The sequence below is a fragment of the Bradyrhizobium sp. BRP56 genome (assembly GCF_020194035.1).
GTDB classification, from domain to species: domain Bacteria; phylum Pseudomonadota; class Alphaproteobacteria; order Rhizobiales; family Xanthobacteraceae; genus Bradyrhizobium; species Bradyrhizobium australafricanum.
On the sequence record NZ_JADYVV010000059.1, the window covers coordinates 21,110 to 35,454 of the forward strand.

A 14,345-nucleotide genomic window follows, 5' to 3' on the forward strand; every position below is an offset into this window, starting at 1 on the left:
AAACCCATCACGCCTCAGCATCAAGACCGCTCACCGAACGCTCCATCCGTTCTCTCCCCGTCGCCAGCCCAGTCCTCCGGGTAGACTCCGAGCCTGACCATGCGATGAAACGACGAATACGGCCAGTCCCTCACCCGCTTCACGAGGCCGTGCTTGAGTGGATTGATGTGCAAGTAGTCGATGTGACGAGCGAGGTCACTTTCATCCCGGATCGTGTGCTCCCAGTAGCGTCGCTGCCAGATGCCGCGTTCCGACCTGGCAGCTCGGCTACCCGAAATGAGTTCGCCGACCGGAAGGCTTCGTGAAAATGCCGATTTGATCTGCCGCCAGCGCGTCGCAAAGTCAGCATCACCTTCCGGCAAGCTCCACACTGCATGGAGGTGATCGGGCAGAATGACAATCGCCTCGGTCGTGAAAGGATGCCGTTCGCGCGTTTCACGGAAGGCGGCGCGCAGTTGATCGATGTGGTCTGTCAGCAATCGCAGACGCCGGTCCTCTAGATTGACCGTGAAGAAGAAACTGCCTCCAGCAATGAAATTACGACGATAGGTGACCATGACTGATTGCAATGAAGAAGCGATGGGTTTCGCTTCGCTCTACCCATCCTACATCCGAATCAAAACGCCGCCCAATTCCGGGCGGCGTTTTTACGTGCAGTGTGCCTCGCGCTATTTGGCGTCGGCGAACGCCGCCAGGATCCGCGCCCAGGAGCGAATGCCCTTGTGGTAGCTCTTGAGGTCGTACTTCTCGTTCGGCGAATGGATGTTGTCGTCGTCGAGCCCGAAGCCGATCAGCACGCTGTCGAGACCGAGCGTGTGCTTGAAATCGGCGACGATCGGGATCGAGGCGCCGGAGCCGATCAAGAGCGCCTCCTTGCCCCATTCGTCGGTCAGCGCACGGCGCGCGGCTGCCAGCGGCTTCATGTTCCAGTCGAGCGCGATCGCCGGCGCGCTGGAATGGTCGGTGAACTCGGCCTTGCAGTCGGCCGGCAGGCGCGCCTTCACATAATCGCGGAACGCCTTGCGGACCTTCTCGGGATCCTGTCCCTCGACCAGGCGGAACGAGACCTTCGCCGACGCCTCGGCCGCGATCACCGTCTTGGAGCCCTCGCCGGTATAGCCGCCGACGATGCCGTTGATGTCGCAGGTCGGGCGCGAGGAGACCTGCTCGATCAGGAGCCGGTCCTTTTCGCCGGCGGGCACCGAGAGGCCGATCGGCTTGAGGAAGCTCTCCGGCGTCAGATTGAGCTGCTTCCACTGGGCCAGAATATCCGGCGGCAAATCCTTCACGCCGTCATAGAACCCCGGGATGGTGATGTGGCCGTTCTCGTCATGCAGGCCGCCGAGGATCCGCGTCAGCACGCGGATCGGGTTCTGCGCGCCGCCGCCGAACACGCCGGAATGCAGATCGCGATTGGCAGCCTTGATCTTGACCTCGTCATAGACCAGGCCGCGCAAGGAGGTGGTGATCGCCGGCGTATTCGGGTCCCACATGCCGGTGTCGCAGACCAGCGCGAAGTCGGCCTTGAGATCGTCCTTGTTCGCCTCGAGGAACGGCACGAAATTCTTCGAACCGATCTCCTCTTCACCCTCGATGACGATCGTGATGTCGACCGGCAGCGATCCCGTCACCGTCTTCCAGGCACGGCACGCCTCGACGAAGGTCATCAACTGTCCCTTGTCGTCCTCGGCGCCGCGCGCGACGATGATCTTGCGCCCGTCGGCATGGTCGGTCACGACAGGCTCGAACGGCGGACGGTGCCAGAGATTCAGGGGATCGACCGGCTGCACGTCGTAGTGGCCGTAGAACAGCACGTGCGGTCGTCCATCGGTTGAGCCGTTCAGCTTGCCGACCACGGCCGGATGGCCGGCAGTCGGCCGCACTTCGGTCTTGAAGCCGAGGGTCGCGATATCCTTGGCGAGATGATCGGCAGCCGCCTTGCAGTCATCAGCGAAGGCCGGATCGGCCGAGATCGATTTGATCCGCAGCAGCGTGAACAGCCGCTCGAGACTGTTGTCGAAATCGGCGTCGATGCGGTCGAGGACGGGCTGCAGCTTGGCGTTGGACATCGCGGATATCCTTTTTGTTGGACGTTGCGCCAGGTTGTAGCGCGCCGGCCGCGGGAGGCAAAGCCGGTCTCCCGCTTCGGCCGGCCGGCGCGATGCTATCGGCGCAGCAATCCACCGAGAGCGCCGCGCACCAGCGCCCGGCCGATCGAGCCGCCAACCGAACCGCCGAGCGATTTGCCGAGATCGGCGGCCACGCCGCCGATCACCTTGTCGGTCACCGAGCGCGTGACGCTGCGCGCGATCACCTGCCCGGTCGACATGCGGCCGCGCTTGACATTGGTGCCGAAGATCGTGGACGCGATCGAACCGATCTGGCCGAGGATGCCGCCACCCTCGCCGCCGGCGCTGCCGTCCGCCGGCGCCGCCGTCCCGGCGAGCCGCTTCCGGATGATCTCGTAGGCGGATTCGGCATCGACCGCGGTGTCGTATTTGCCCTTCACCGGGCTCGCATCCATGATCGCCTTGCGCTCCTCCGGCGTGATCGGCCCGATCCGCGCCGACGGCGGGCGCACCATGACGCGCTCGACCATCGACGGCGTGCCGCCGCCCTCGAGGAACGACACCAGCGCCTCGCCCTTGCCGAGCTCCATGATCACCCGCGCGGTGTCGAGCTTCGGATTGGGCCGGAAGGTCTGTGCGGCCGCGGCAACCGCCTTCTGATCGCGCGGCGTGAAGGCGCGCAGCGCGTGCTGCACGCGGTTGCCGAGCTGCGCCAGCACCTTGTCCGGCACGTCGATCGGATTCTGCGTGACGAAATAGACGCCGACGCCCTTGGAGCGGATCAGCCGCACCACCTGCTCGATCTTGTCCATCAGCGCCTTCGGCGCGTCGGTGAACAAGAGATGCGCCTCGTCGAAGAAGAACACCAGCTTCGGCTTCGGCAGGTCGCCGGCCTCCGGCAATTCCTCGAACAATTCCGAAAGCATCCAGAGCAGGAAGGTGGCGTAAAGCCGCGGGCTCTGCATCAGCTTGTCGGCGACCAGGATATTGACCATGCCGCGGCCGTCGCGGTCGGTCCGCATGAAATCCTTCAGCGTCAGCGCCGGCTCGCCGAAGAACTTTGCACCGCCCTGGTTCTCGAGCACCAGGAGCTGACGCTGGATCGTTCCGACGGTCGCCTTGGACACATTGCCGTAGCTCTGTGCCGCTTTGCGGATCGGCGCCAGCGGATCCTCCTCGTCGTCGGCAGGCTTCTTGCTGCCGTCCGGGGCGATCGCATCCAGCAGCGCTCGCAGGTCCTTCATGTCGATCAGCGTGAGGCCGTTCTCGTCGGCGACACGGAAGGCAACATTGAGCACGCCCTCCTGCACGTCGTTCAGATCGAGCATCCGCGAGAGCAACAACGGTCCCATCTCGGTGACGGTGGCGCGCACCGGATGGCCCTGCTCGCCGAACACGTCCCAGAATACGGTCGAGAACTGATCCGGCTGGAAGGTCAGGCCCATCTCCTTGGCGCGCTTCAGGATAAAGTCCTTGGCCTCGCCGACTTCGGAGATACCGGAAAGATCGCCCTTGATGTCGGCTGCGAAAACCGGAACGCCGGCGCGCGCAAATCCTTCAGCCATGACCTGTAGCGTGACGGTCTTGCCGGTTCCGGTCGCACCGGTCACAAGGCCGTGGCGGTTGGCCAGCGCAAGCGTCAGCCAGGCTGTTTCCTCGCCCTTGCCGATAAAGATCTTCTCATCGGTATCGGCCAACTTGGTGTCGGACGTCGCCATCGCTTCGCCTCTTAACGCGATTTTAAATCGGCTCGATCCATTCGAACCGATGACATCATATTGCATCTTGCAGGTCGATTGAAACCATCGGCGCGCACTGATGTATATTGTCGCTCCACCAGTTCCTCATACTTTATTCCCGGCCAAGTGACGAAAGGCATTGCGCATTGCGACAAGATGGTGTGAATCCGCCGCTCAATCTTGCAGAGGTGCAACACTCCCGACGCGATCGAAAAAGAAAACGAACTGAAATGCGCGGATCGCTTGTATTTCGTGACACAGGCGCTCAAGATAAATCTTCAAGAATAATCCGGCAAAAACCGGTTGAGGCGGGGCAATATGGACGAATTGGTTGGGCAGCTGGCCGCGAAGGCCGGCATCGACGGTGCTGTCGCTGAAAAAACCATCGGCATCGTTCTGGGTTTCCTCCGTAACGAGGGACCTTCCGACAAAGTTCAGGCTCTGATCGACCAAATCCCCGGCGCCGAAGCGGCAATCGCCGCCTCCAACAACAGCGGTGGTCTATCGCGGTTGATGGGTGGCGGTCTGATGGCTGTCGGCACCCGGCTGATGGCGCTTGGATTGAGCATGAGTGAGATTCAGAACGTCGCGCGTGAACTTTTCAGGTTCGGCCGCGACAAAATCGGAGCGGATCAAATGGGCGAGATCATCTCGGGGACGCCGGGCCTCAGCCAGTTTGCCTGAAGCATTCTCCCAAAACGCCATTGCACGTGCGCTCCCTTCTACCTGCATACGAGTATCATGACATACCCCCTCTCCGAGATCGAAGGCCTGTCCGCCTATTGCGCCACCAAACTGAAATCGCAAGGTATCCGCACGACCGACGCACTGCTTGAAGCCGCCCGCACCGTCAAGGGACGCAAGGCGCTCGCCGCCAAGACCGGGATCAGCGAACAACAATTGCTCGAATGGGCCAACATCTCCGACTACATGCGGATTCCCGGCATGGGCAAGGCGAAGGTCGGCCTGGTCCGCGCCGCCGGCGTCACCACCGTGCGCGAGCTCGCGCACCGCAACCCGTCGCGGCTCGCGCAGAGCATGAAGGACGCCAATGTGCGGCGTAAGCTCGTCCGCGTGATGCCGTCGGAGAAGTCGGTCGAGCTGCTGATCGAAGAGGCACGCAAGCTGCCTCCCAAGATCACCTATTAGCCTGTCTTAACGGCATTCGGCCGCGGGCCGCGTCACCCGTCAGCGCCACACCTTGACTTGCCGCTGCGGTCAGCGCAAAGCCACCGCATGATGGCGAGCAAGCCCATGGCATCGACGGTGACCGGCCCGGCCGTATCGGCGGTGCTGCCGGCGCTGTTGTCGCGGCCCTATCCGGCCGTGATGGGCATCCTGAACGTGACGCCGGACTCGTTCTCCGACGGCGGCCAGTTCGCCGCACCCGAAGAGGCGCTGGCACAGGCCCGCAAGCTGGTCACCGAGGGCGCCGATATCATCGACATCGGCGCGGAATCTACCCGTCCCTACGGCTCGCAGCCGGTCACCGCCGAGGCCGAGATGGCGCGGCTGAAGCCCGTGCTTGCCGACGTGATCGCCCTTGGCGTGCCGGTCTCGATCGACAGTATGAAATCGGAGGTCGTGGCCTGGGCGCTCGACCAGGGCGCTGTCATCGCCAATGACGTCTGGGGCCTGCAGCGCGATGCCGGCATGGCGCCGCTCGTCGCCGCACGCGGCGTGCCCGTGATCATCATGCACAATCGCGAGCAGGCCGATCCGGCGATCGACATCATGCAGGACATCGCCGCCTTCTTCGAGCGCTCGCTCGCGATCGCCGCGAGCGCCGGCATTTCGCCCGACCGGATCGTGCTCGATCCCGGCATCGGCTTCGGCAAGACCCCGGAGCAGAGCATGACCGCGCTGGCACGGCTCGCCGAGCTCGACGCGTTCCGACTGCCGCTGCTGGTCGGCGCCTCGCGCAAGCGCTTCATCAGCACGGTCGTGGCGTCGGAGCCGCAACAGCGGATCGGCGGCTCGATCGCGGCGCATCTGATCGCGGCGCAAAATGGCGCCCGTATCATCCGCGCGCATGACGTCGCCGAAACCGTTCAGGCGCTGCGCGTGGCGGCGGCAATCGAGGGACAGCAATGACCGATACGATCTTCATCACCGGGATCGTCATCCATGCCCGTCATGGCGTGATGGAACATGAGACCGAAGTTGGGCAGCGCTTCGTCATCGATCTCGAGCTCTATACCGACCTCTCGGAATCCTCGCGCACCGATCGCCTCTCCGACACCGTCTCCTATTCCAACGTGGTGGCGACCGCGACGTCGGCATTCAAGAACACCAACTACAAGCTGCTAGAGCGCGCCGCGGGTGCGGTGGCCGAGGACATCCTAGCGAGCTTCCCGCGCATCCGGGCGGTCAAGGTCACGGTGCACAAGCCGCACGCGCCGATCGCCGCGATCTTCGACGATGTCGGCGTGGTGCTGACCCGCTCGCGCCATCAACCGCCCCAGGGGTGAACGCCGATGGCTGACGTCCTGATCGCCCTCGGCGGCAATGTCGGCGACGTCCGCACCACGTTTCGCAAGGCGATCGCCAATATCTGCGGCATGACCCAGGCCGCGCTTATCGCACGCTCGTCGGATTATTCGACGCCACCCTGGGGCGAGCAGCAGCAGGACAGCTTCATCAACGCCTGCATCGAGATCGAGACCAGTCTCGATCCGCACGCGCTGCTGTTCACGCTGCACAAGATCGAAGCCAAATTCGGCCGCGACCGCGCCAATGAGCAGCGCTGGGGGCCGCGCACCCTCGACCTCGACCTGATCGCCTATGACGACGTCACACTGAACAAGCCGGAACTGACGCTGCCGCACCCGCGTTTGTTCGAACGCGCTTTCGTCTTGGTGCCGCTCGCCGAGATCGTTCCCGACCGCGTCATCGCCGGGCGCCGCGTCGCCGATGCGCTGGCGAAGGTCTCTACAGACGGTATTTTCCGTCTAGCGGACCTCGATTAAAGCCAAACCACCGCAAACAACCGTTTGGCTTGGCCGCCCGCCCGTGGCAATTTCCGGCCAAATCAAGGGGCCCCGCGCGGGGCCGGTGAAGGACGATTTGGGCGGATGACGACCTCGACTGACGATTTGGCTCTGGCTTCGGATTTTCGACCTGCGACCTATGACGACTGGCGCAAGCTGGTCGACGGCGTGCTGAAGGGCGCCCCGTTCGAGAAGCTGGTCGGCAAGACCTATGACGGCCTGAAGATCGATCCGATCTACCGCCGCGCCACCAATTCAAGCCCGCTTGCCGGCCGCGCCGCCGCTGCACCCTGGCAGATCCTGCAGCGGGTCGATCATCCCGATGCCGCACAGGCCAATGCGCAGGCGCTGCAGGATCTCGAGAACGGCGCGACCGGCCTCGAATTCGAGTTCGCCGGCGGTCCCGGCGCGCGCGGCTTCGGTCTTGCCGATGCCAGCAAGAAGACGCTGGCGCGCGCCTGCGGCGGCGTCCATCTCGATGCCGGCATCATGATCGCGCTCAACCCGGTGATCGGCCGCGAGAACGCCGGCGAGACCTTTGCCGACATGGTCGAGGCCCGCAAGCTCGACCCGGCCAAGCTCGATCTGCATTTCAATTACCAGGCGCTCAGCACCATGGCCGTGCGCGGTGCTGCGGCCATCGCCTGGCCCAACTACGAAAAGTCGTTCGGCCAGGTCGTCAATGGCCTGATCAAGCGCGGCTTCAAGGGGCCGTTCGTGCTGGCCGACGGCCGGCCGGTCCATGATGCCGGCGGCTCCGAGGTGCAGGAACTCGCGTTCACGCTCGCGCTGGGCCTCGCCTATCTGCGCATGCTGGAAGGCGCCGGCATCGATCTCGATGCGGCGCGCGCGGGCATCTCGTTCCGCCTCAGCGCCGATGCCGACCAGTTCCTGACCATGGCGAAATTCCGCGCGCTGCGCCGCCTTTGGGCAAGAATCGAAGAGGCCTGCGGGCTTGCGCCGAAGCCGATCTTCGTCAACGCGCAAACCGCCTGGCGCATGCTGACCCAGCGCGATCCCAACGTGAACATGCTGCGCGCGACGATCGCGACCTTTGCGGCCGGGCTCGGCGGCGCCAATGCGATCACGGTGCTGCCGCACACGCTGGCGCTCGGCCTGCCCGACGACTTCGCCCGGCGCGTGGCGCGCAACACGCAACTCGTGCTGCTCGATGAGTCCAACCTCGCCAAGGTCTCCGATCCCGCGGCCGGCGCCGGCGGCATCGAGACGCTGACCTCGCAACTCTGCGAGGCGGCGTGGACGCTGTTCCAGGAGATCGAGAAGGCCGGCGGCATCTTCGCCGCGCTCGAGCAGGGGCTGCTGCAAAACAAGGTCGCCGCGACGCGATTGCTGCGCGAGACCAATGTGGCGAAGCGCCGCGACGTGCTGACCGGCGCCAGCGAATTTCCGGATCTGCGCGAGGCCGCCCCCGCGGTGCTGGATGTGAAACCATCAGCGCCGGCGTCCCTCGCCGGCACCAAGGTGAAGTTCGACGCCCTCGCGCCGATGCGGCTCGCCGAGCCGTTCGAGGCGCTGCGCGACAAGTCGGATGCCGCGCTGAAGGGGCATGGCGCACGGCCGAAGATATTCCTGGCTAATCTCGGCACCGCCGCGGACTTCACGGCCCGCGCGACCTTCGCCAAGAGTTTCTTCGAAACCGGCGGGATCGAGGCCATCGACAGCGAGGGCTTTGCCGACGCGGCGGCGCTGGCCGCGGCCTACAAGGCCTCGGGCGCCACGATGGCGTGCATTTGTTCCTCGGATAAGGTCTATGCCGCCAGCGCCGTTGAGGCCGCCAGGGCCCTTCAAGGCGCCGGTGCAAGGCATATCTATCTGGCAGGGCGGCCCGGCGACCAGGAAGCGGCGCTGCGGGCGGCCGGCATTGGCGAGTTCGTCTTCGCCGGCGGTGATGCGCTGGCGGCATTGCGCGACGCCTATCGGCGGATGGAGCAGACATGAGCGCAGAGGCACCATCGACACCCGTTCTGACCGGCGGCTGCCAGTGCGGCGCCGTCCGATTTGCCGTCTCGGCCGCACCGACCCGGATCAGCATCTGCCACTGCCGAATGTGCCAGAAGGCGTCCGGCGCGCCATTTGCCTCTTTCGCTGACATCGATCGCAACGACTTCAGATGGACCCGCGGCAAGCCCGCCGCGTTCAGGTCCTCCTCGATCGCCGAGCGCGACTTCTGCGCGGCCTGCGGAACGCCCCTGAGCTTCCGCCGCATCGACGGGCCCCGCATCGAGATCATGACCGGCGCTTTCGATCGGCCCGACCGGGTGATACCGACGCAACAATTCGGAACCGAGTCCCGCCACGGCTGGGTGGTCGGCATCGCCAACCTGCCGAGCCAGACCACGATGCAGAATTACGGACCGGACAAGATGGCGACGATCGTCAGCCATCAGCATCCAGACCATGATTGAGTTAGAAGCTACAGCGATTGATCGAACGCAATCGCCAGTTTGAGGAAGCCCAGGAATGACCCGCATTCCCAATTTCGCCGATGTCGCCTTCCAGCCCGTTGCCACCGCGGCCCCGGCCGCGAGTGCCGAGCCGTGGCTGACGCCCGAGGGCATCCCGGTGAAATCCGTTTACGGCGAGGCCGATCTCGAAGGCATCGACTTCCTCGAGACCTGGCCGGGCATCGCGCCCTATCTGCGCGGCCCCTACCCGACCATGTATGTCAACCAGCCCTGGACCATCCGGCAATATGCCGGCTTCTCCACGGCGGAGGATTCCAACGCGTTCTATCGCCGTAACCTCGCCGCCGGACAGAAGGGCCTGTCGGTCGCCTTCGACCTCGCCACCCACCGCGGCTATGACTCGGATCATCCGCGCGTCTCCGGCGACGTCGGCATGGCCGGCGTCGCGATCGATTCCATCTACGACATGCGCACGCTGTTCGCCGGCATCCCGCTCGACCAGATGAGCGTGTCGATGACCATGAACGGCGCGGTGCTGCCGATCCTCGCGCTGTTCGTCGCGGCTGCCGAGGAACAGGGCGTGCCGCCGGAGAAACTGTCGGGCACCATTCAGAACGACATTCTGAAAGAGTTCATGGTGCGCAACACCTACATCTATCCGCCGGCGCCCTCGATGCGGATCATCTCCGACATCTTCGCCTATACCTCGCAGCGGATGCCGAAATACAACTCCATTTCCATTTCCGGCTACCACATGCAGGAAGCCGGCGCGACGCAGGACCTCGAGCTCGCCTATACGCTGGCCGACGGCGTCGAATATCTGCGCGCCGGGCTTGCCGCGGGCCTCGACGTCGACCGCTTTGCGCCGCGGCTGTCGTTCTTCTGGGCGATCGGCATGAACTTCTTCATGGAAGTCGCCAAGATGCGCGCCGCGCGGCTGTTGTGGGCCAAGCTGCTCAAGCAGTTCAATCCGAAGGATCCGCGCTCGCTGTCGCTGCGCACCCATTGCCAGACCTCGGGCTGGTCGCTGACCGCGCAGGACGTCTTCAACAACGTGATGCGCACCACGATCGAGGCGATGGCGGCAACCCAAGGCCACACCCAGTCGCTGCACACCAACGCGCTCGACGAGGCCCTGGCGCTGCCGACCGATTTCTCGGCGCGCATCGCCCGCAACACCCAGCTGTTCCTGCAGCAGGAGAGCGGCACCAACCGCATCATCGATCCTTGGGGCGGCTCCTACTATGTCGAGCGGCTGACCCGCGATCTCGCGCAGAAGGCCTGGGGGCACATCCAGGAGGTCGAGGCGCTCGGCGGCATGGCCAAGGCGATCGAGGCCGGCGTGCCGAAGCTCAGGATCGAGGAAGCCTCCGCCAAGACCCAGGCGCGGATCGATGCCGGCCGCCAGGCGGTGATCGGCGTCAACAAGTTCAAGCCCGAGAACGAGAAGCCGATCGACGTCTTGAAGGTGGAGAACTCCACCGTGCGTCGGCTGCAGATCGACAAGCTGGCGCGACTCAAGAAGGAGCGCAACCAGAAGGACGTCGATGCGGCGCTCGCCGCGCTTACCCGCTCGGCGGGCGAAGGCAACGGCAATTTGCTGGCGCTGGCGATCGACGCCGCTCGCGCCAAGGCCACCGTCGGCGAAATTTCGGACGCCATGGAAAAGGTGTTCGGCCGCCACCGCGCCGAGATCAAGTCCATCACCGGCGTCTACAAGCGAGAGGCAGCGGCGATGTCCAACAAGGTCGAAAAAGTGCAGGCCCTGATCGATGCGTTCGAGGAGGCCGAGGGCCGCCGCCCGCGCATCCTGGTGGCAAAAATCGGCCAGGACGGCCATGACCGCGGCCAGAAGGTGATCGCATCCGCCTTCGCCGATGTTGGCTTCGACGTCGATATCGGACCGCTGTTCGCAACCGCCGACGAAGCCGCCCGCCAAGCGGTCGAGAACGACGTCCACATTCTCGGCGTCTCCTCGCTTGCCGCGGCGCATCTCACCGCGGTGCCCGAATTGAAGGCCGCGCTGAAGAAACATGGCCGCGACGACATCATGATCATCATCGGCGGCGTGGTGCCGCCGCAGGATTACGACGCGCTGTATGCCGCCGGCGCCGAGGCGATCTTCCCGCCGGGCACCGTGATCTCGGATGCCGCCGAGGAGCTGATCCACAAGCTCAACGCCCGGCTCGGCCATAGCGCGGCGGCGGAGTAGCGCTGCCGTATACGCTCTCCTTTCAGGAGCCTTCCATGCGCGCCGCTCGCTCGATGACGCCTGTCCGCATCATGGGTCTTGCCAGCGTGCTCGCGTGCCTTTGCCTTCCTGCGCGCGCCGCCGACCCCAAACCCGACGCCACGATCAAGAATGCGAGCATCGAGGCGAGCGTCTATCTCGACGACAAGATCAAGGCAGACAGCGCGCTGGCGGCCGATTGCCTCGGCGAGGGCAAGAAGTGGATCGAGAAGAATGCCGCCGAGGCTGCGGCCGACCGCAAGCAGGAGCCTGAGCTTTTCAAAGATCGCGGCGGCTACTCGTTCGAACGCAAATACTCCGAGCGCTCCGTCGTCGACGGCCGCTATGTGAGCGTGCTGCGCGACGACTACATGGACACCCACGGCGCGCATCCGAACTCCGACGTCAACACCATCCTGTGGGACACCACGGCGAAGAAGCGCATCAGCATCCGTCCCTTCTTCACCGAGACGACGGACAACGGCCCGACCCTGACGGCGATGCGCAAGGCCATCGTCAGCGCGCTCAACGCCGAGAAGAAGCGGCGCGGCGCCGGCGAGACCGCAACCGCCGAGTGGTACAAGGAGTTGAAGCCGACCCTGCTCAAGATCGGCGCCGTGACGCTGGCGCCGTCGACCGTGTCAGGCAAGAGCTCCGGCCTCACCTTCCACTACCCGCCCTACGCCGTCGGCCCCTACGCCGAAGGCCAGTATGTCATCTTCGTTCCGTGGGAGACGCTGAAGCCGTATCTGACGGCGGAAGGCGCAAAAATCTTCGCCGGCGCGCGGCCGAAGGGCGATACGGACGAGCAGCAATAAGGCTTCATCAACAAGCCACGCCGGCGCCGATCCGCGTTCCCCTCGCCTGCCATGGCCAGCCGTTGTAAACCAACCCCATGATCGCATCGAAGCCTGCTGCTCCCGACATCAGCGCCCTCGCCAAGGACCTCCGTGCCGGCCACCGCGCCGCGCTGGCGCGGGCGATCACGCTGGTCGAGAGCCGGCGCGGCGATCATCAGGCGGCGGCGCGCGAGCTGGTGCAGGCGCTATTGCCCGACACCGGCAAGGCGGTGCGGGTCGGCATCACCGGCTCGCCCGGCGTCGGCAAGTCGACCACCATCGATGCGCTCGGCATGTTCCTGATCGAGCGCGGCCACAAGGTCGCGGTGCTGGCGGTCGATCCCTCCTCGGCGCGCACCGGCGGCTCGATCCTCGGCGATAAGACCCGGATGGCGCGGCTCGCCGTCTCCGACCAGGCCTTTATCCGTCCCTCGCCCTCCTCGGGTACGCTCGGCGGTGTCGCGGCGAAGACCCGCGAGGCGATGCTGCTGTGCGAGGCGGCCGGCTTCGACGTGGTGCTGGTCGAAACCGTCGGCATCGGCCAGTCCGAGACCGCGGTCTGCGATATGACCGATTTCTTCCTGGCCTTGATGCTGCCCGGCGCCGGCGACGAGCTGCAGGGCATCAAAAAGGGCCTTGTCGAGCTCGCCGACATGATCGCGATCAACAAGGCCGACGGCGACAACCTCAAGCGCGCCAACCTCGCCGCCGCCGACTATCGCAGCGCGCTGCACATCCTGGCGCCGCGCTCCGAGCATTGGCATCCGCCGGTGGAGACCTATTCCGCGCTGACCGGCGCCGGGCTCGACCGGCTCTGGCAGAAGATCCTCGACCACCGTACCGCGATGAACGCCTCGGGCGAGTTCGCCGGCCGCCGCCGGGAACAGCAGGTGAAGTGGATGTGGTCGATGCTGGAGAGCCGGATGATGGCGCGGCTGCGCTCGGATGCCGCGATCCGCGCCAAAGTGAAGAAGATGGAGGCCGAGGTCGCCGGCGGCCGCATCTCGCCCGCGGTCGCCGCCGAACAGATCGCGGAGATGCTGCATTGAGCGGCAGGCTGCGCGTCCTCGTTACCGGCTTTGGGCCGTTTCCGGGTGCGCCGTTCAACCCGACCATGCCGTTGGTGAAGCGGCTGACCGCCCTGCGCCGCCCGGCCTTCGACGACGTCGCGCTGTCGAGCCACATCTTCGACGTCACCTACGCGGCCGTCGATCGCGAATTGCCGGAGCTGATCGCAGAACACCGCCCGCAGGCGCTCTTGATGTTCGGCCTCGCCGGCCGCACCGACTATCTGCGGATCGAAAGCCGTGCTCGCAACGCGGTGACCACGCGCTTCCCCGACGCCGGCCGCCAGCATGCGCGCAAGGGATCGATCGAGGGCGGCGCCGATGCGCGCATGTTCGGGCCTCATACTGAAAAACTACTGCGCGCCGCGCTGACGTCCGGGATCGACGCGCGAGCCTCGCGCGATGCCGGCAGCTATCTCTGCAACTATCTGAGCTGGCGCGCGATCGAGGCCGTCAACGGCGACAATGATCTGCGCATCGCGCAATTCGTCCACGTCCCGCCGCTCGCCCATGACGGCACGGCTGCACCCGGCAAATCATCGATCACGCTGGAAGCGCTCGTCGATGCCGGCGAGGCCATGCTGATGGAGCTGGTGAAACTGACCCGGCAGGCCTCGCGCGCGTGAGCGTGCGGATCGGGCGGTGTAAGTACACGCCCCTAGTTGGCATCCTCCAACTCACGCGTACGCAAGCTCAACCGTAGACCCCAGCAAATGCTAAAATTGGATCGAATGACGAGGTCTGCAACGGCCATTCAGTGTCGTCCCGGCGAAGGCCGGGACCCATAACCACGAAAGATCATTGTTGAGCGTCGCTGCAATGACGAGTCCCGTTCACAACACAAGCCGCAGCGTATGGGTCCCGGCCTTCGCCGGGACGACGCCTGGGAAGGAGCCGTGGGCCCGCATCTCCCCGGTGTCGGGCCCGCGCATACGCGCGTGATGACACCGGGGAACGCCTGTTTGACAACGTGAAGCGGTTGCAC

General features: G+C 65.1%; 14 protein-coding genes. 11 read left to right on the plus strand and 3 right to left on the minus strand.

Features of this window, described 5'->3' with window-relative positions; translation table 11 throughout:
- Positions 1-20 precede the first annotated feature (20 nt).
- From I6F38_RS32235 to I6F38_RS32245, 3 genes are all read right to left on the minus strand, one after another.
- Positions 21-557, minus strand: coding sequence for a transposase (locus I6F38_RS32235; protein WP_225163249.1), 537 nt, complete (start codon positions 555-557; stop codon positions 21-23).
- Between the two features lie 111 nt (positions 558-668).
- Complete coding sequence (locus tag I6F38_RS32240; protein WP_225163250.1) at positions 669-2,069, minus strand: M20/M25/M40 family metallo-hydrolase; 1,401 nt, start codon at positions 2,067-2,069, stop codon at positions 669-671.
- Positions 2,070-2,164: 95 nt separating this feature from the next.
- Positions 2,165-3,787 carry a helicase HerA-like domain-containing protein gene (locus I6F38_RS32245; protein WP_225163251.1) on the minus strand — a complete coding sequence of 541 codons (1,623 nt, stop codon included), beginning with the start codon at positions 3,785-3,787 and terminating at the stop codon, positions 2,165-2,167.
- Positions 3,788-4,126: 339 nt separating this feature from the next.
- Between I6F38_RS32245 and I6F38_RS32250 the strand changes: the two genes are divergently transcribed.
- The 11 genes from I6F38_RS32250 to I6F38_RS32300 all read left to right on the plus strand — a co-directional run bounded on the left by I6F38_RS32250 (position 4,127) and on the right by I6F38_RS32300 (position 13,986).
- Positions 4,127-4,492, plus strand: a complete 366-nt coding sequence (locus tag I6F38_RS32250) for a hypothetical protein (protein ID WP_016841849.1) — start codon at positions 4,127-4,129, stop codon at positions 4,490-4,492.
- Between the two features lie 57 nt (positions 4,493-4,549).
- Entirely contained in the window at positions 4,550-4,957 is a 408-nt protein-coding gene (locus tag I6F38_RS32255) for a DUF4332 domain-containing protein (RefSeq protein WP_018270650.1), read from the plus strand.
- 105 nt (positions 4,958-5,062) lie between these two features.
- A complete protein-coding gene (folP, locus tag I6F38_RS32260) occupies positions 5,063-5,902 on the plus strand; it encodes a dihydropteroate synthase (protein WP_225163252.1) in 840 nt (279 codons plus the stop codon).
- Entirely contained in the window at positions 5,899-6,279 is a 381-nt protein-coding gene (gene folB / locus I6F38_RS32265; protein WP_016842351.1) for a dihydroneopterin aldolase, read from the plus strand. The genes folP and folB overlap by 4 nt, the downstream gene beginning before the upstream one ends.
- 6 nt (positions 6,280-6,285) lie before the next feature.
- Positions 6,286-6,777, plus strand: coding sequence for a 2-amino-4-hydroxy-6-hydroxymethyldihydropteridine diphosphokinase (folK, locus tag I6F38_RS32270; protein WP_028331647.1), 492 nt, complete (start codon positions 6,286-6,288; stop codon positions 6,775-6,777).
- Between the two features lie 105 nt (positions 6,778-6,882).
- Positions 6,883-8,757: a methylmalonyl-CoA mutase family protein gene (locus I6F38_RS32275; protein WP_225163253.1), complete on the plus strand. Its 1,875-nt coding sequence runs from the start codon at positions 6,883-6,885 to the stop codon at positions 8,755-8,757.
- The gene (locus I6F38_RS32280) at positions 8,754-9,224 is read left to right on the plus strand and encodes a GFA family protein (protein WP_057015646.1); all 471 of its coding nucleotides are present in this window, start codon (positions 8,754-8,756) and stop codon (positions 9,222-9,224) included. Before I6F38_RS32275 ends, I6F38_RS32280 begins: the two co-directional genes overlap by 4 nt.
- A gap of 55 nt (positions 9,225-9,279) precedes the next feature.
- Positions 9,280-11,436 (plus strand): methylmalonyl-CoA mutase, encoded by a 2,157-nt coding sequence (scpA, locus tag I6F38_RS32285; protein ID WP_225163254.1) that lies wholly within the window; start codon positions 9,280-9,282, stop codon positions 11,434-11,436.
- Between the two features lie 71 nt (positions 11,437-11,507).
- Positions 11,508-12,272 carry an RsiV family protein gene (locus I6F38_RS32290; protein WP_225163266.1) on the plus strand — a complete coding sequence of 255 codons (765 nt, stop codon included), beginning with the start codon at positions 11,508-11,510 and terminating at the stop codon, positions 12,270-12,272.
- 77 nt (positions 12,273-12,349) lie between these two features.
- The gene (gene meaB, locus I6F38_RS32295; protein ID WP_225163255.1) at positions 12,350-13,342 is read left to right on the plus strand and encodes a methylmalonyl Co-A mutase-associated GTPase MeaB; all 993 of its coding nucleotides are present in this window, start codon (positions 12,350-12,352) and stop codon (positions 13,340-13,342) included.
- Positions 13,339-13,986: a pyroglutamyl-peptidase I gene (locus I6F38_RS32300; RefSeq protein ID WP_225163256.1), complete on the plus strand. Its 648-nt coding sequence runs from the start codon at positions 13,339-13,341 to the stop codon at positions 13,984-13,986. Before meaB ends, I6F38_RS32300 begins: the two co-directional genes overlap by 4 nt.
- Positions 13,987-14,345 lie beyond the last annotated feature (359 nt).

Coding starts and splice junctions, on each gene's coding strand:
- I6F38_RS32275 (WP_225163253.1), top strand. CDS start 6,883: ATGACGACCTCGACTGACGATTTGGCTCTGGCTTCGGATTTTCGACCT.
- I6F38_RS32280 (WP_057015646.1), top strand. CDS start 8,754: ATGAGCGCAGAGGCACCATCGACACCCGTTCTGACCGGCGGCTGCCAG.
- meaB (WP_225163255.1), top strand. CDS start 12,350: ATGATCGCATCGAAGCCTGCTGCTCCCGACATCAGCGCCCTCGCCAAG.
- I6F38_RS32245 (WP_225163251.1), bottom strand. CDS start 3,787: ATGGCGACGTCCGACACCAAGTTGGCCGATACCGATGAGAAGATCTTT.
- scpA (WP_225163254.1), top strand. CDS start 9,280: ATGACCCGCATTCCCAATTTCGCCGATGTCGCCTTCCAGCCCGTTGCC.
- folP (WP_225163252.1), top strand. CDS start 5,063: ATGGCATCGACGGTGACCGGCCCGGCCGTATCGGCGGTGCTGCCGGCG.
- I6F38_RS32240 (WP_225163250.1), bottom strand. CDS start 2,069: ATGTCCAACGCCAAGCTGCAGCCCGTCCTCGACCGCATCGACGCCGAT.
- folK (WP_028331647.1), top strand. CDS start 6,286: ATGGCTGACGTCCTGATCGCCCTCGGCGGCAATGTCGGCGACGTCCGC.
- I6F38_RS32255 (WP_018270650.1), top strand. CDS start 4,550: ATGACATACCCCCTCTCCGAGATCGAAGGCCTGTCCGCCTATTGCGCC.
- I6F38_RS32250 (WP_016841849.1), top strand. CDS start 4,127: ATGGACGAATTGGTTGGGCAGCTGGCCGCGAAGGCCGGCATCGACGGT.
- I6F38_RS32290 (WP_225163266.1), top strand. CDS start 11,508: ATGGGTCTTGCCAGCGTGCTCGCGTGCCTTTGCCTTCCTGCGCGCGCC.
- folB (WP_016842351.1), top strand. CDS start 5,899: ATGACCGATACGATCTTCATCACCGGGATCGTCATCCATGCCCGTCAT.
- I6F38_RS32235 (WP_225163249.1), bottom strand. CDS start 557: ATGGTCACCTATCGTCGTAATTTCATTGCTGGAGGCAGTTTCTTCTTC.